Genomic DNA, 17,010 nt, shown 5'->3' with positions numbered 1-17,010 from the left:
TAACGGAGCAAGATAGCGGATGCAGGGCACGCAACAGAGTTTACCCTTAGCCGTTATTCGTGGTCAGGCAATGACCGAAATGCCGCTGGATTTGTTTATTCCGCCGGAGGCATTGGAAGTGTTCCTTGAGTCCTTTGAAGGACCATTGGATTTACTTTTATATTTGATCCGTAAGCAAAAATTAGACGTTGTCGATTTACCCATTCAGCAAATCACCGCGCAGTATTTAGAATATATTACGTTGCTGACTCAGGCTCGAATCGAACTTGCCGCCGATTATTTAGTGATGGCAGCAACGCTTGCCGAGATTAAATCCCGTTTGCTGCTGCCGCGTATGGTGGCCGAAGATGAGGTTGAGGAAGATCCACGGGCACAGCTTATTCGGCAGCTTAAAGCCTATGAAGTGATTAAAGAAGCGTCGCAAAAACTCGATGATTTACCGCGGCTCGAGCGGGATGTATTTCAAGCCAAAGCCGTGGCAGCACCTGGGATTAAGCCACTGGTGATCCCGCCAGAAGTTTCGTTGTTTGAAATTGCCCGCGCCTTTGGTGATGTACTCAAACGTATCGATGCCTATGAGGATCATCATGTTAAGCGTGAACAGTTATCGACCCGTGAACGCATGAGCCAGATTTTAGCCATGTTGAACTCGGAAGATTTTACGGCCTTTGAACGTTTATTTACCGTAGAAGAAGGCCGTGCTGGCGTGGTAGTCACCTTCTTAGCTTTGATGGAATTAGTCAAAGAATTATTGGTCGAATTGTACCAAACAGAGCCGTTTTCAACTATTTACGTTAAGGCCTATTAATTGATGCAGATAAATCCGACTCAATTAAAACAGCTTATTGAAGCGAGTTTGTTTGTATTGGGGAAACCCTTGTCGGCGAAAATGTTGAAAGACACTGTCTTGGTGGATTTCACGGTTTCCAGAGACAAAATAAAAGCGGCATTGGATGAGCTGCAACAGGATTATCAAGACAGAGGTGTACAACTTGTGAAAGTCGCTGGAGGTTACCGCTTCCAGACCTTAGAAGTCTTGAGCCCTTTTTTGCAGCCCCTGTGGCAGGAAAAAGCCCCTAAATATTCGCGTGCGACATTAGAAACCTTGGCGGTGATTGCCTATCGTCAACCTGTGACTCGCGGCGATATTGAACAGGTGCGCGGTGTGGCTATAAGTAGCCATATCATAAAAAGTTTGTCAGATAGACATTGGATTAAAGTAGTTGGCCATAAAGAAGTACCGGGGCGACCCGCGTTATATGCCACTACCTTAGAATTTTTAGCATATTTTGGCTTAGACACCTTAGCGGATTTACCGCCGCTGTCGGATACTGAGTCATTGCAGGCGGTTTTTTCAGGTTTGAAATCAGCGCCAGAACAGTCAGAAGAGCAAAATACTAAATGAGTGAAAAATTGCAGAAAGTCTTGGCCCGTGCAGGCCATGGCTCCCGTCGTGAGATGGAGGCATGGATTGCTGCAGGCCGAGTTAGTATTGATGGTGAAATTGCTAGCCTTGGGGATCGGATTGAAGCCGATGCCAAAGTGCGTATCGATGGCAGAGCCATTTCGTTAAAGTCTGCCGAAGACGTGATTTGCCGTGTGCTGGCATATCATAAACCTGAAGGCGAAATTTGCAGTCGTAAAGATCCTGAAGGCCGTCCAACGGTATTCGATCGCTTGCCTAAAGTGCGTGATTCACGCTGGGTAGCGGTGGGTCGTTTAGACATTAACACCTCAGGCTTATTGTTGTTTACGTCAGATGGTGAGTTGGCGAACCGTTTAATGCATCCATCGAACGAAGTCGACCGCGAATACGCAGTGCGTACCTTTGGTGAAATCCCTGAGGCGACAGTACAACGTTTACGTACTGGCGTCATGTTAGAAGACGGCCCTGCGCAGTTTGATAGCATCAAACCAGCGGGCGGCGAAGGCATGAACCAGTGGTGGCATGTGTGTTTACGCGAAGGTCGCAACCGTGAAGTGCGCCGTTTGTGGGAATCCCAAGAAGTACAGGTGAGTCGTTTGATCCGTATTCGTTATGGTATGGTCGAACTGCCAAAATCACTGCCTCGCGGTGGCTGGGTTGAATTGCCAGTAGAGCAAGTTAACTACTTGCGTAAGCTGGCGGGTCTTGAGCCCGAAACTCGTACTATGCTCGCCGCTGATAAACACAGCGTAGCCCGTGCTCAGGTGAAGAGTGCTAAAATTCGCCGCGCCGTACGTAAGCATAAAGTAACCGGATCGGGAAAACCTAAGCCATCGCGTCAGCGCAGCTAAGTTGTTTTATCCCAATGAAAAAGGCCGCTAAGCGGCCTTTTTGCTTTCTGTTATTTGCAGCTATGTTATAACAAGTCTCAGTTGGATTGAGGAGTGAATGGATGAAGCTAATTTCAGTGAAACGGATTTGGGAACACGCTGCCCATAATGCGTTTACCGATTTAATCACGTTTCAGGGGGCACTGTTTTGCGTTTTCCGTGAAGGGACTGCCCATGTGTCACCCGATGGTGCGCTACGAATTCTACGCTCAGCGGATTTAGGCGACACTTGGCAGAGCGTGGCGCTGATCCGTTCGGATGAGGCGGATTTACGCGATGGCAAACTGATTGAGTATCAAGGAGAATTACTCTTACTCGGCGGCGGGACTTTACACGATAAGTCCGGCTTACAATCACATCTTTGGCGCTCAGCCAATGGGCTAGCGTGGTCGGATGCGTTAAAAGTCGCTGATAAAGGCTATTGGTTATGGCGCTTAACCGAGCATCAAAATGCACTCTATGGCGTGGGTTATCGCGCTGGGCCTGATGGCGATACCCGCTTGTATAAAAGTGATGATGGGGTGCAGTTTGAGACTTGGTTAAAGGTGTTTAATAATCAAGGTTATGTCAACGAAACTGCCATTGTTTTTCATCAAGAAAACGGCTTTTGTCTATTGAGGCGCGATCCCGTATGGGGCCCAGAATTTGTCGGTTTACTCGGCCGCAGTCAAATGCCATTCACTGATTGGCAATGGCAAGAACTCGATAAGCGCATTGGTGGGCCAGTGATGTTGATGTATCAATCCCGTTTGTTGGCTGTAGTGCGTTTATACGATGAACAAGTTCGAACGGCTTTAGTTGAAATTCATCCAGATACTGGCGTGGTTCAAGAACTACTGACACTGCCATCGAAGGGCGATACTAGTTATGCGGGCTTTGTTATTGATGGAAATGAGTTGTGGGTAAGTTATTACTCCAGCCATGAGTTAGCTGACTCACAGCTGGATATGCAAAATTCGCTTGATGAATCAAACAGAGTCGCCAAAGCTAAAACGATGATTTATTTTGCAAAAATTCAGTTAAGCTAAGATTTGCGGTGCGCTATCTTTGTCGTACTTAATGTCATCGACAAGTTCGGGTTTCATTTTGAGAATATCTAAAATAATAAAGAGCCATAAATAGGCCCTTTAATATTGCTGAATCATACCAGCAGAAACTCAATAAGCGATTCGATTACTGTGCGTTAAACTGCTGTCCGTTGACGGCACTAGAATCTTGACCGATCAAATAGAGATAGGTCGGCATGATCTCTTCAGCGGTTTTGAGATCCAGTGGATTCTCTGCAGGGTAGGCTTTAGCGCGCATCTCAGTGCGGGTAGCTCCTGGATTGATGCTGTTGACTCGAACCGAGGTGCCATCACATTCATGGGCGAGAACTTGCATCATGCCTTCGGTTGCAAACTTAGAGAAAGCATAAGGTCCCCAATAGGCGCGGCCTTGACGACCCACACTGCTCGACGTAAAGATAATCGATGCACTGGGTGCTTGGCGCATCACAGGTAGTAATGCTTTAGTTAGCATGACTTGGGCCGTGACGTTCACTTTGAGCACGTCTTCGAGTGATGGAATATCTATGTGTTCAAACGGACCTAAGGCACCGAGTAAGCTAGCGTTATGCAATAAGCCGTCTAAATGATCGAATTGCTCGGCAATGGTATCGGCCATATCGCGATAATTTTGTTCCGTTGCGCCCTTAAGATCTAATGGCACTATAGCAGGTTTGGGATAACCGGCTTGTTCTATTACGTCGTAAACTGCTTCCAATTTTTTCACTGTTTTACCAAGTAAAATCACAGTGGCGCCGTGTTTTGCAAACTCAATGGCGGCGGTTCGGCCTATGCCAGCACCAGCGCCTGTGACTAAAATCGTCTTGCCCTTGAGTAAATCTTTTGCTGCTTGATATTCCAACATGAGTCTCTTTTTCCTCTTGGCGAGAATGCCCGCCACTTCTAGAGTCGCCGAAGTGATAAACGCATGTTTCAAACAAATGAATGAAACTTTGTTATCAATAGCTAAAATCTTTGTGACAAACTTGTGGCTAACTCAATATTTTTACGTTAACTTGAAATGAGTTAGGGGCTAACATAAGCCCTATTGGTCACAGATCTAAAAGCTATTGTGACTAATTTCTTGGGGAAAACAAAACTATTACAACAAGATTTGGGGAAAAAAGATGAAAAGACTCATTTTGGGTGTTGCGATTGCATCTGCACTGGGCCTCACAGGATGTGGTGAGGACAGTTTTAATGAACTCAAGGATAAGACAGAAGTGCTCATCCCTGAATCGCACATGGTGTTCGACCCTGCTAATTCAAAAGTACCATTACCGAATGATTTGCTGTTCAGTGGCACCAAAGATGGCACATTATCAATTCCGGGTGAAAGCTCGGGCAATTATGTTGATCCACAAATAGCGCTTGGGGCGTTAGATGGGTGGTCGACAACATCACCGATTTCTATTGATATCGATTTGGCGAAAAAACATGACGGTACACCGCTGACCTTAATGGCGGCATCGGTTGCACAACCGGGTGCTGTCAGAATGTTTGAAGCCACAGTAGGCGGCGCATTATCATCTGATCCCGAATGTAAGGCTAAACCTTCAGTTTCAGCCTGTAAAGTGGGCGCTGAGTTGCAGTTTGGCGTTGACTTTATATCAACCGCTTCGGGCAAAAAAGTGGTAATAATTCCGCTTAAGCCACTCAAAGCTGGGCAATCTTATATTTATGCGACAACGAATCTTATTCAAGATTCTGAAGGTCGTGGTATCGCTCCTTCAACGACCTATGGTTTGTTGAAGCTGGATATCAATACGTTACCTTTAGAAACGCCAGATCAATTGATGCTGCAAACCTTAGTGAATAGTTATGAGAAAGGGATTGCTGCGGCCCATAAGGTCGATCCTTTAACCATCAGTTACTCTGGCTTATTTACCACTCAGTCTGTTGCTAACGTCTATGAAACCACCAAATTGCTGATGGCGAAGGGTGCTCCCTATGCACCAAGCTTTGCCCAGATGCCAACACCAACTGGATTGACTGTGGCTCAAGTGGCGGGCTTAACACCGGCTGCTGGAGCTGCCTATGTTGCCGCAAACTTGGCTGATGTGTATACGGCAAAAATTAAACTGCCTATTTACGGTGATTGTTCTTCAGTTGGTTGTTTATCCGCTGAAGGTAAACCATTAATTAATGGTCATTGGAAAGCCCAAGGTGATAGCCCTGTATCTGTGCTACTTGCACTGCAAGCGGGCACACTCAGCCAGAATAATTTTGGTATGCAAGCGGTGGCTAATGGTATTGCTAACCCTGCTGATGCTTTAGCTAATCCCTCGTTAATGGCGGGTAAAACATGGGTTTTAGACGATGGCACGGCAGTTGATAAAACCAAACATCTGACTAAGTTCAATCCTATTCCAGCAATCAAAGGTTATGAAACAGTATCTGTACTGATTTCTATGCCCAATGCAACGAAATTGGCCGCTTTTTATCAACAGCAAGGTCGTGAGTTTATTCCTCCTACATCTGGTTGGCCAACAACAATTGCCCTTCACGGTTTAGGTGGCGGTAAAGAAATGTCATTGGCCTATGCCGGTACGTATGCCGCAATGGGGGTTGCGACTGTTGCTATTGATATGCCACTTCACGGTGCGCGTTCATTCGATGCTAACGGTGATGGGATTTATGAAGTCTCTGCGACAGATCCTGCCTTCGGTGCAGTTGTCGGTAAACCGGATGCCTTTAAAAATGGTAACCCGTTGGTGTTTGTGAATATTTCTAGCACTTTGTCGGTGCGAGATAACTTCCGTCAAGCGACGATGGACCATTTAGGGGTGCGTCTTGCCCTTACGGGTTTAGCACAGGGCTTAGCACAAGCAGGTCAGCCGCAAGTATTTGATGTGACTAAAATCAGTGCTCAAGGTCTGAGTTTAGGCGCCATTGTGGGCACCGATTTTGCGACCTATGCCAGCACAGGCATGAAGAATCCTGCAACCGGCGATGCCTTGCCAAATGCTTATGCTATCAATGCTGTATCCTTAGTTGCGCCAGCAGGTGGATTAGCAGGATCATTCGCAGGTTCTGCAACCTTTGGTCCAGTGCTGTTTAGTAATATTACGGCATCTGCAACTTTCCAAGCACAGGTCGATGCGGCTAATACAGCAGGTTATGAGCCCGGTAGCCCTGAATATGCGGCACTGGTGCAGGGGGTATATGCCCAATTTATTCCGACGTTTGCCTTTGCGGTTCAAACAGCGGTAGATTCTGCAGATCCTGTTAACCATGCTGCTATGTTAAAAGCGACTGGCTTACCTGTGCACTTAATTGAAGTGGCGGGTGATGGTAACGGTAACTTAGCAGACCAAGTGCTGCCTAATCGCGTCGATAACTTCCCATTATCGGGCACTGAGCCGCTGATCGCAGCCATCGAGCTACCTTGTGCCGATAGCACGAGTAAAGGTCATGGCGTTGTGCGTTTCGCTAAAGGTCACCACAGTTCGATTGTCGATCCTAAAGAAAAGGAATCAACGGATGGTATGGCCGCGGCTGCCACGGTTGAAATGCAGACCCAAGTGGCAACCTATGCAGCTACTGCAGGTAAGGGCGATGCGACGATTTTAGTGACAAACAGTGAGGTCATTGCGACTTGTCCTAACTAATCTTGCCTTAATCGGAAAAACCCAGCCTTTGCTGGGTTTTTTTATGGGCCTTTAGGCTGTTAGAATAGCGCGCAATTGACTGAATGATGTAACGCCCTAACGGAGAACACTTTGGAATTTTTATACGAGTATGGAATGTTTTTGGCGAAAGCCGTCACAATAGTGGTCGCAATCGTTGCCGTTATTATTGTGGTGTTGGCTTCTACTGTAAAACACAAGTCAGATAAGGGCGAGCTGAGGATCACTAACTTGTCTGAAGAGTTAGAAGAACTTAAGCATGGCTTAAAAGAAGAACTTCTGTCAAAGAAACAATTCAAAGCCTATGAAAAGCAATTAAAAGCTGACGAAAAGGCAAAAGACAAGGCCGCAGATGAAGCCTGCACGGGCAAAGTGTTCGTGATTGATTTTAAGGGCAGTATCGATGCCGCTGAGGTTGCATCACTGCGTGAAGAAATCAGTGCAATTATCGCTATCGCAGAAAAAGGCGATGAAGTGGTTGTCAATGTAGAGAGTGGCGGTGGTATGGTGCATGGTTATGGTTTAGCCTCCAGCCAGTTAGATCGCTTACGTCAATCAGATATTCCATTGACTGTCTGTGTTGATAAAGTCGCCGCCAGTGGTGGCTATATGATGGCTTGTGTAGCGAATAAAATTTATGCTGCACCTTTTGCCATTGTCGGTTCTATTGGTGTTGTTGCTCAACTGCCTAACTTTAACCGCCTGCTGAAAAAGCATGAAATTGATTATGAGCAACACACGGCCGGTAATTTTAAGCGCACCTTGACAGTATTTGGTGAAAACTCCGATGAGGGAAGACAGAAGTTTCAAGAAGAACTCGAAGAAACCCACGTCTTATTTAAGGCGTTTGTTGGTAAGTATCGCCCTGAGTTGGATTTAGTGAAAGTCGCCACTGGCGAGCATTGGTACGGTCAGCAAGCTATCGAATTAGGTTTAGTTGATGCGATTTCGACCAGCGATGATGTGATAATGTCACTCGCCACAGAGCGTACTGTGTACAAGATACGTTATCAGGTGAGAAAGAAACTCGCTGATAAAATTGCCCACGGTGCCTCTTTGTCTGTGAACGCTATTTTCAATCGCCTCATAGAAAAAAATCGTCCTATGTAATTCTGTCTATTGGTGAATAAAAGTAAAAACGCCTGCATTTGCAGGCGTTTTCATTTGCTGAGCTTTCGCGGCTAATACCGAAGTGGGTTAGATTTGATAGCTGATATGTTGATGGAAGCGTACGATGAGATCTTCACGCTCCGGATCGACACCTATGTCGGCTGCGAAGGCCTTCAGAGCTGTTTCAACATTGTTCATAAAGCGACCGAAACCTGAATCATCACAGTCCTTAGTACCTGCCACTATGGTAAAGTGCGCGGCTTCGACTAAGTTATCGGCATCCCAGCGACGGATAACTTGTTGCTCAGTCGCATTAGGATCGAACCCTATCATTTGTACTTCGGCTTTGCTGTCGAGCTTTTCAAACTTACTGTTACGCACAAGCGGTGTTAAGCCGTTCGCTATCATAGCAAGGCGTGTCAGTTGTCTATTCGCTGCCGCTTTGAGGAAGCAGTCTTCAAGATGCTGATATAAAGGCGTAAAGTCAGTGGCTGAGTCAGGTAATAAACCCTGTTTGAGTTTGCGGCTCAGTGGCAAGCTCACAGTCACATAGGTGAGAGAGCTAACGTTTTCTGGTAACTCACATTTTCTGGCTTTATATCTTGGGCCGATGGCGCGCAGTTTATAACCATAGGTTTCTTTATAGCCCTTAGCTTTTGCGAACAGATCATAGGATAAATGCTGATGGTCGCGGACCTTAACCTTAAGATCGCTTATTGGCATTAAGGGCATTAATTCAGTGAGCAACTCACGCACCTTGATATGGAAACTGGCGGAATTACTGCGAATATCGTCACCTGTGGCAAGAAACACAATGCGCAGTTTGCGGGCGCGATAGTTTTCTTGCGAGAATAAGTTTTGGGCTTCGTGGTAGGCTGGGTTATAAAAAAATAGAATTTGTTCAGTGGTTTGGAAGCAATATGCTTCGGTATGGTAACGCACTACTGGCAGTTTATCGTTAGTGATCACGTGAACATTACGGAGATCGTGTTGTTCTGCCAAATTAAATATCAAACGGCTTAACGTTTGATAACAGCTTTGATAATCGGGATATTGATTGAGTAGCTCATCCGTCACCTTGATTTCGGCTGTGATGTATTGATTTGTACGGGCTTCCTTGGGTATGTACACTTTTTGCTGATGGCTAAGGGACATATTGACTCCTTGTTTGAGTTAACCATTTGCTAACACGAATTTTACTGTTTATCTATAGGGTTAATCTTGCGTTAGAACACGTTTTTATCCGTTGAGTATGAGTTTAGCTAAGTAAGCGGTTCGTTAGCTTAAAATAGCAGCTATTTTATTGGGTTAACGCATTTTCTATCCATGGTTGCATCCAAGCCGCAATCTGAGCTTGCGCCTTTTCGTTGGGATGAATGCCATCCCTTTGCATTAATTCTGGATGGGGAGCGATATCCTGCATAAAGAAGGGGATCAACACTATATCCTGGGTTTTAGATATGTCTTGATACACTTGGGTGAACTTTTGGGTATAGCGAGGGCCATAGTTAGGCGGTACCATGATCTCGGTCAGCAGCACTTTTGCGCCGCTATCTTTGGCTAGGGTAATGATTTGGATTAGATTATTTTCGAGTTGCGTTGGGGGGAATCCACGTAAACCATCATTACCTCCTAGCTCAATGACCACAAGATCGGGAGCAACAGAATCGAGCAAGGCGGGTAATCGGCGTAGGCCGCCCGCTGTGGTTTCGCCGCTCACTGAGCCATTGGTAAACTGATGTTCGGGCAGATTTTTTTGCAGTAGTGCTACCCAGCCTGACTGTTCTGCCATGCCGTAGCTAGCGCCTAAGCTATCGCCGAGGATCAGTATCTTTGCCGCGTGAGCGGGCGTGACCATGAGTACACTCAGTAGGATGAATGCCCCTAGGGTCTTCGCCATTGATTTTAATCTTAGCGATTGATACCAGAACGATTTATATAAGAAGGATCCTATGTCTAACGTCATCTTAAAAAACAGTGCCATTAATGTTGTTAACCTCGAAAAATCAGTGATTACTCAGGAAGGAACGCTCACTATCCTCAAGGGCATTAACTTAGATGTCAAGCAAGGTGAGAGTGTGGCTATTCTCGGCCCATCAGGTTCGGGCAAATCCACCTTATTGGGATTGCTTGCGGCGCTTGATACGCCTACGTCGGGGGAGATTTGGCTCGATGGTGTGGCATTATCACCACTGAATGAAGAGCAAAAAGCGGCACTGCGTAAACAGAAGGTCAGCTTTATTTTTCAATCCTTTATGTTAGTGGATACCTTAACTGCACTCGAGAACGTCATGTTACCCGCCGAGCTTGCAGGCGTGAGCAATGCCAAGGAAAAAGCGCAGGCCATGTTGGTGCGGGTTGGTTTATCCCATCGCTTGACTCATTTACCCAAACAGCTTTCGGGTGGTGAACAGCAAAGGGTGGCGATTGCCCGCGCTTTTATCTGTGAGCCTACAGTTTTGTTTGCCGATGAACCAACAGGCAATTTAGACAGCGTCAACGGCCATAAGATTGCCGATATGTTGTTTGAGCTTAATCAAGAAAGCCATACAACCTTAGTCCTCGTTACCCATGATCTGCTGCTGGCCAAACGCTGTGAGCGTCAACTAGTGATGGATAACGGCCATTTACAGGAAGATATTACTCAAACAGAACCGCTAGCCGATGTTAAGGAGGCTTAATAATGGAGTTAAGTCTGGCATGGCGTCTGTTTAAACGCGAGTTACAGCAAGGGCAATTGTTATTGATTATCCTCGCTATTACGCTCGCGGTTTTGTCTGTGAGTGGCTTGGCGCGGGTGAGTGAACGTCTGCAAGTGGCAATTAGTGGTCAAGCTTCACAGTTTATTGCTGCCGACCGTATTATCGATTCGCCAGTTAAAATTGATGCGGCGATTTTATCCAAAGCCGAAGCGCTTGGGCTTAAGCATGTGACTAATATGCAATTTAATTCCATGGTCTATTCGGGAGATAAGTTTCAGTTAGTCACAGTACGCGCCGTAGAGTCGGGTTACCCGCTTAAGGGGGATATTGAACTCACCAGCGGTAAAACAAAGGCGTTACCTCAAGCGGGCGAAATCTGGTTTGAGACTCGCTTAGGCGGACTTTTGGGTTATCCCAAATCCATCGAACTAGGTAACAGCGAATTTGTGCTCAGCAATGAGATCAGCCGCTTACCCGACGCAGGTTTTAATCCTTTTGCTTCATCGCCTGTGGTATTGATGCGGATGGAGGATGTCGCCAAAACAGGTGTTATTCAACCAGGCAGCCGCGTGACTTATCTGTATCAATTTGCTGGAGATGAAGCCTCGCTTACGGCCTTTGAACAAAGTGTTAAACCGCTTTTGAATAGCACCCAGCGTTGGGTCGATGTGCAATCCGGTGACTCACCTATTGCGGGAGCCGTTAAGCGAGCGGAGCGCTTCTTACTGCTGGCAAGTTTGATGGGCATTGCATTGGCCTGCGCGGCGATAGGTATTGCCGCCCAGCGTTATTGTCAGCGTCATTACGATGTGGTGGCCATGCTGAAAACCTTTGGCGCCTCGGCAAAGCAAATTCGCCTGTTGTTTGGTACTCATTTATTGTTGGTAACGCTACTGGGAATTGGTCTAGGTCTTATTGGGGGGGGGTTACTCGATTTTGGGATCAGTTATCTATTGCCACCCGAAATTGCGGCCTATTCACCGCCACTCACACGACCATTATTACTCGGCATCAGCACAGGGCTCATCAGCGCCTTTATGTTTTCGGCTTATCCATTGATGCGTTTACTGGCTATTCCGCCACTGCGGGTGTTGCAGCGCCAGTTAGAAGGCTTACAGCTTGGTATGTGGCTGCATTTGCTACTGAGTCTAGGGGCTATGGCGCTATTGGGCTATTTGTATTCCCAAAGTTGGACTTTGACTCTGACTGTGGTCGCGGCTGTGCTATTGCTGGCTGCGCTATTAAGTCTGCTTGGATTTGTGATGATACGAGCAGGACACAGTGTTGGTATGAAGACTACCAATCCTTTACAATTAGCGCTGGCGGGGCTAAGGCGTCGTGCGCGGCAAAATGCGGTGCAATTGGTTGGCTTTAGCGCTGCACTGGTACTGTTATTGACGATTTTGGCGCTAAGACAAGATTTACTTAACGAATGGCAAAAACAGTTGCCCGAAAATGCGCCTAATTATTTCCTTGTCAATATTGCGCCTGATGATGCAAAGCCCTTGAATGATTTCATGACGACTAAGGGGATAGTGGCGACAGACATTTATCCGGTGATCCGTGGCCGATTAACTCAAATTAACGGTGAAGCGCTGATTTCGAATGAACAGTCCGAAGCGGGTGAAAAGGGAAGAGTGGGCATTTCGCGCGAGTTAAACCTAACGTGGCGCAATACACTGCCTGCTAACAACGAACTGTTAGAGGGGCATTTTAATCAAGCCGCCGATGAAGTGTCGGTGGAGTCCGGCGTGGCGGAGCGTCTAGGTATTGGTCTTGGCGATAAGCTGACTTACGTGATTGATAATCAAGAGCTCACAGTTAAAGTTGCCAGTATTCGTGCCGTACACTGGGAAACGCTGCAACCGAACTTCTTTATGATTTTCACCCAAGAAGCGCTCGCACCTTTTGCTTATACTTCGATGGCGAGTTTCTATCTGAATGATCAGGCGACTAACGATAAGACTATGAATGCTGATGGTACGCCTAAGGATGCAGTGATCCTTGCGCTTATTCAGCAATTTCCGACCATATCTATCATAGATGTTGGCGCTATGGTGGGGCAGTTGCGGCAGATAATTGAGCAAGTGTCGCTGTCCTTGTCTTTAGTGCTGGCCTTAGTGTTATTAGCCAGTGCCTTAGTCTTGATTGCACAGACTGAGGCTGGCATGGCAACTCGGCAACGTGAATTAGCTGTGTTGCGTACCTTTGGTGCTTCAGGATGGTTATTGCGCAGTGCAACGGGTTTAGAGTTCGCCTTACTTGGCGGTATTGCGGGTGTGTTAGCCGTAATTGTGGCCGAATTTGCGTTATATCTACTTAAGACGCAAGTATTTGAACTTAATGTATACATGCACTGGCCTTGGTGGGGTATTGCCCCGGTTTCTGGAGCCTTAATCGTCGCCTTACTAGGGGTTTGGCGTTGTCGACAATTGCTCAGCCAATCTTGCTCTGAGCTATTAAAGGCTGGGAGCTAGGGCGGTTTGTGAACTCTGTTGATGGGCTAAAACATAAAGCTTATTAAAACAACAAGCTGAGCCAACAATAAAAGCACTGATGCCACATAAGCTCAGTGCTTTTTTGTTATGGGGTTGATTCTGCTGCACTTGAATTGAATATGCTTTTTACATCGGCTTACAAATTGATCTGTGCTTAAGCAGGTAGCAACAGAACTTAGTGCAACTCAATGGGTCTATCTAACTGAGAACAGCGACTAGCTTATATATGCCATAGAGGGAATATTATGTTCAAAGGAATAACAAAACTGCTTAAGGATAATCGCTCCTTTTTTCTGTTTATCAGTTTAATGCTAGTGTTCAGGAGCGCTGTGGCCGATTGGAATACTGTGCCATCGGGTTCTATGCTGCCGACTATCGTCGAGGGTGATCGCATTCTTGTTAATAAGATGGCTTATGATCTTAGGGTGCCATTTACGCATATCGCATTAGTTAAACTGGCAGATCCTGTTCGCGGCGATATCGTGGTATTTGACTCGAAAAAGGCCGATAAAAAACTGATTAAGCGGGTAATAGCTGTGCCAGGCGATACTGTGATGATGCAGGATAATCGCTTGTATTTAAACGGTGAACTGCTTAGCTACACATCCCAAGCATTGAGTGCTTATGCTCCCGCTGATGTGACAGAAATGCAGGAAAATTTACTCGGTATGGTCCACAGTATTCGCCTTAACCCTGTATCCTCAAGGCTTGCCAATTTTGGACCTGTCACAGTGCCGGATGCGCATTATTTAGCCCTGGGTGATAACCGTGATAACAGCGCAGACTCTCGGGTTATTGGCTTCGTGCCCCGTGATGAGATTGTTGGCCGTTCAAGTTCAGTCGTTTTCTCCCTTGATTATGATGATTATTACCTGCCTCGGCCTGAACGCTTAATGCGTGAATTCTAGTCTTAACTATTTTGAACCATGAAATAGGGCGCCAAAGTCGGCGCCCTATTTTTTAAGTGATTGAGTTATAAACAACTACTTCATAAAGCTCAGATAGCCCTGTAAGACAATTAAGTTGACTATGTCGATAAAGAAGGCTCCGACGATAGGCACTACCATAAAGGCTTGGGGTGATGGCCCTGTGCGTGATACTAGCGCGCCCATATTCATTACTGCTGTTGGGGTTGCACCCATACCAAAGCCGCAGTGGCCGCCGGTGATCACCGCAGCATCGTAATTACTGCCCATGACTTTGAACGTCACGAAATAGGCAAAAATGGCCAACACTGCGGTTTGTACCAGTAAAATTACCAGTAGCGGGATCGCTAAATCAAAAATTTCCCATAACTTTAAAGTCATTAAGGCCATTGAGAGGAAGAGTGACAGCGCGACAGTCCCTATCACATCGATACTTTCGGTATGGGGTTTGTAACCGCGGGTGAGTTCTGTGAGATTAGCGATGAGCACGCCAAGAAAAAGAGCATATACAAAGTCGGGCATTTTTAGCCATGCAATACCCGATTGGCTGATCCACAGCGTGAGCCATTTTGATCCTGCAACACACAACAACAGTACAAACAGAGTTTCTAATATGGTTTTGGCGGTGACTTGGTCTTCTTCTAAGTGATCATAAGTGACTAAATGCGGATGTTCACTGTGATGCTTGCGGCCAACTCCATAGCGAGAAACGAGATTATGTTTACCGATTAATCGCTGCGCGACGGGGCCACCAATGATCCCACCCATGATCAAACCAAAAGTTGCCGCGGCCATAGCAAACTCTAAGGTGTTGATACCGTAGCGCTCTGCAAAGGTTTGTGACCAAGCAACGCCGGTACCATGGCCGCCCGACAGGGTAATTGATCCTGCGATAAGTCCCATGATGGGATCGAGCCCCAATAGGCTGGCTAAACTGACGCCAACGGCATTTTGAATCACAATATACATTGAGGCTACACCTAAAAAGATGAAGACTTTTTTACCACCGCTGAGCAATAGCTTGTAGTTTGCCGAGAGGCCAATGGTGCTAAAAAACATCAGCATTAAGGTATTTTGCAGTGATAGGTTGAAGTCGAGACTGATATTTTGAAAGTGAAGAAATGTGACTCCCGCGGCGACAACAAGGCCACCCACTATGGGTTCGGGGATATTATATTGCCTGAAGACACGTACATGGCGATTGATAGAGTGGCCGATAAACAGCACGAAAATGGCAATTAAAAATGATTCTAGCTCGCCAATCATATAGGTCGTGTGCATGAAAATTCCTTACAAACTGTCTTAGTGCGGGCGTTTCATTGGGCACAATGTCCAATGAGAAGTAACCCATCTTGTTATTAAGTACCTGCTAATGCTGGATGTTAAGCGCTTGATGTCGAGGACAGATCAGTGTCAATCCGATAAAAAATTTAAAGGATGAGTAGGCGCGAGTGTGTATCGTTTTATGGTCTACAGACCAAGAACAGCAGATTAAATAGCCTGTTCCTGAGCATAAATAACTGTCTATTTATGAGGTGTTGCTGAGTCTATCTGTGGTCAAGGCTGAGGCGGTTAATGCGTGCCTCCTATGACCGAATGGAGGCGAGTTTAGCAGAAAATGGACGGATTGTCGCTAAATCATAATATAAATCATGATGTTACATTCTTGTTTTTCTAGTGTTGCTAAAATAATGGCAAGATTGACGTTACAATATACCTGGTTGTTGAGCGGATTTGAGTACTAAGATGCCACCTGCATTAGCCACTGATTTTATCAGCATATTAAAGCTGAGTTTAGGCGCTAGCGTGCTAGCCTATTTGGCTAACACGTTTGTTAAGGCGTTATCGAGATCACTGAATTGAAACTGAAAACCCGCTTCGAGGGCACGTTTGGGGTAAACAAATTGCCCTTCCGTCAGCAGCTCCGACATTTCGCCCATCGCTAAGCGTAATGCAAGCGGTGGGGTCGTGATTAACGCTGGGCGATTAAGTGCTTTTCCGAGCGCTTTGGTAAACACAGCGTTACTCACTGGATTGGGTGCTGTGGCATTAAATATGCCTTTACAGTGTTGTTGAGTGAGTAAAAAATCAATAAGGGAAATGAGATCCTGCACATGGATCCAGCTCATACCTTGGCGTCCATGGCCAATTGGGCCACCGAGTCCGAGTTTAAATGGCGGTAACATTTTCTCTAAGGCACCACCTTTACCTAGCACGATACCAATACGGATAATGCAGACTCGTGTGTGCTCTGAGGTTGCATTTAGCGCTTCTTGCTCCCATTTTCGACAGATGTCATGGCTAAACTCAACATGGGCACCACTAGACTCATCGAGTAATTTATCATCGTGCCGCCCGTAATAACCGACTGCCGAACCACTCACCATGATCTGAGGAGGAGTGCTACTCTGTTGTATTAGCTGAGTTAATCTTGCCGTAATATCCCAGCGACTATCACAAATGCGTTGCTTCTGATTTTTACTCCAACGTTTAGCGACTATGGGTTCACCCGCAAGATTTACGATGGCATCAATGTGATTTAAGTTGCTTAGCACATCGAGACTCTCGAGGTAATGGTGCTGATTGCCGAGCACTTTTTGTGTTTGTTGCACTGAGCGAGTTAATAACGTCAGTTGATGATATGGCGCCAGTCGTTCGACTAATTGGCGACCAATAAAGCCGCTTGCGCCGGTGATCAGTATATTCATGGAACCTCTCTTAATTGGTTAAGCTCTGCGGATATATACCAAAATGCGGTGTGCAACGATCACTTAGTCGGAGTA

General features: G+C 46.2%; 14 protein-coding genes. 9 read left to right on the top strand and 5 right to left on the bottom strand.

Annotation, left to right across the window (positions count from 1 at the left end):
• The first annotated feature begins 19 nt into the window (after positions 1-19).
• The 4 genes from L5L94_RS12245 (at position 20) to L5L94_RS12230 (ending at position 3,344) form a co-directional block, all read left to right on the top strand.
• On the top strand, positions 20-808 hold the full coding sequence (locus tag L5L94_RS12245) for a segregation and condensation protein A (RefSeq protein WP_011788945.1): 789 nt from the start codon (positions 20-22) through the stop codon (positions 806-808).
• 3 nt (positions 809-811) lie between these two features.
• Positions 812-1,405, top strand: a complete 594-nt coding sequence (gene scpB / locus L5L94_RS12240; protein WP_014610798.1) for an SMC-Scp complex subunit ScpB — start codon at positions 812-814, stop codon at positions 1,403-1,405.
• A complete protein-coding gene (gene rluB / locus L5L94_RS12235; protein ID WP_028760991.1) occupies positions 1,402-2,277 on the top strand; it encodes a 23S rRNA pseudouridine(2605) synthase RluB in 876 nt (291 codons plus the stop codon). The genes scpB and rluB overlap by 4 nt, the downstream gene beginning before the upstream one ends.
• A 101-nt stretch (positions 2,278-2,378) precedes the next feature.
• The gene (locus L5L94_RS12230) at positions 2,379-3,344 is read left to right on the top strand and encodes an exo-alpha-sialidase (RefSeq protein ID WP_263163357.1); all 966 of its coding nucleotides are present in this window, start codon (positions 2,379-2,381) and stop codon (positions 3,342-3,344) included.
• A gap of 145 nt (positions 3,345-3,489) precedes the next feature.
• Here L5L94_RS12230 and L5L94_RS12225 read toward each other — a convergent pair whose 3' ends face one another.
• A complete protein-coding gene (locus L5L94_RS12225; protein ID WP_263163356.1) occupies positions 3,490-4,227 on the bottom strand; it encodes a YciK family oxidoreductase in 738 nt (245 codons plus the stop codon).
• Positions 4,228-4,489: 262 nt separating this feature from the next.
• On the opposite strand from L5L94_RS12225, the gene L5L94_RS12220 reads away from it, so the two are divergent.
• Both L5L94_RS12220 and sohB read left to right on the top strand, forming a co-directional pair.
• A complete protein-coding gene (locus L5L94_RS12220) occupies positions 4,490-6,973 on the top strand; it encodes a VolA/Pla-1 family phospholipase (protein ID WP_263163354.1) in 2,484 nt (827 codons plus the stop codon).
• A 111-nt stretch (positions 6,974-7,084) separates the two neighbouring features.
• The gene (gene sohB / locus L5L94_RS12215; protein WP_198572807.1) at positions 7,085-8,101 is read left to right on the top strand and encodes a protease SohB; all 1,017 of its coding nucleotides are present in this window, start codon (positions 7,085-7,087) and stop codon (positions 8,099-8,101) included.
• A gap of 87 nt (positions 8,102-8,188) precedes the next feature.
• On the opposite strand, the gene L5L94_RS12210 is transcribed toward sohB, so the two are convergent.
• Together L5L94_RS12210 and L5L94_RS12205 are read right to left on the bottom strand one after the other, a co-directional pair.
• Positions 8,189-9,256: a DUF3083 family protein gene (locus tag L5L94_RS12210; RefSeq protein ID WP_028760986.1), complete on the bottom strand. Its 1,068-nt coding sequence runs from the start codon at positions 9,254-9,256 to the stop codon at positions 8,189-8,191.
• A 145-nt stretch (positions 9,257-9,401) separates the two neighbouring features.
• Positions 9,402-10,001, bottom strand: a complete 600-nt coding sequence (locus tag L5L94_RS12205) for an arylesterase (protein ID WP_263163352.1) — start codon at positions 9,999-10,001, stop codon at positions 9,402-9,404.
• 52 nt (positions 10,002-10,053) lie between these two features.
• Between L5L94_RS12205 and L5L94_RS12200 the strand changes: the two genes are divergently transcribed.
• The 3 genes from L5L94_RS12200 to lepB all read left to right on the top strand — a co-directional run bounded on the left by L5L94_RS12200 (position 10,054) and on the right by lepB (position 14,209).
• Complete coding sequence (locus tag L5L94_RS12200) at positions 10,054-10,782, top strand: ABC transporter ATP-binding protein (protein WP_212600695.1); 729 nt, start codon at positions 10,054-10,056, stop codon at positions 10,780-10,782.
• Between the two features lie 2 nt (positions 10,783-10,784).
• Positions 10,785-13,280 carry an ABC transporter permease gene (locus L5L94_RS12195; protein ID WP_263163351.1) on the top strand — a complete coding sequence of 832 codons (2,496 nt, stop codon included), beginning with the start codon at positions 10,785-10,787 and terminating at the stop codon, positions 13,278-13,280.
• Positions 13,281-13,546: 266 nt separating this feature from the next.
• Positions 13,547-14,209, top strand: a complete 663-nt coding sequence (lepB, locus tag L5L94_RS12190) for a signal peptidase I (protein ID WP_263163350.1) — start codon at positions 13,547-13,549, stop codon at positions 14,207-14,209.
• Positions 14,210-14,284: 75 nt separating this feature from the next.
• Here lepB and gltS read toward each other — a convergent pair whose 3' ends face one another.
• Both gltS and L5L94_RS12180 read right to left on the bottom strand, forming a co-directional pair.
• The gene (gene gltS, locus L5L94_RS12185) at positions 14,285-15,508 is read right to left on the bottom strand and encodes a sodium/glutamate symporter (RefSeq protein WP_263163348.1); all 1,224 of its coding nucleotides are present in this window, start codon (positions 15,506-15,508) and stop codon (positions 14,285-14,287) included.
• Positions 15,509-16,041: 533 nt separating this feature from the next.
• On the bottom strand, positions 16,042-16,935 hold the full coding sequence (locus L5L94_RS12180) for a TIGR01777 family oxidoreductase (RefSeq protein ID WP_219234381.1): 894 nt from the start codon (positions 16,933-16,935) through the stop codon (positions 16,042-16,044).
• Between the last annotated feature and the right edge of the window lie 75 nt (positions 16,936-17,010).

Source organism: Shewanella sp. SM21 (assembly GCF_025654335.1).
Lineage (GTDB): Bacteria > Pseudomonadota > Gammaproteobacteria > Enterobacterales > Shewanellaceae > Shewanella > Shewanella oncorhynchi.
This window is presented reverse-complemented; position numbering and strand designations above follow the sequence as displayed.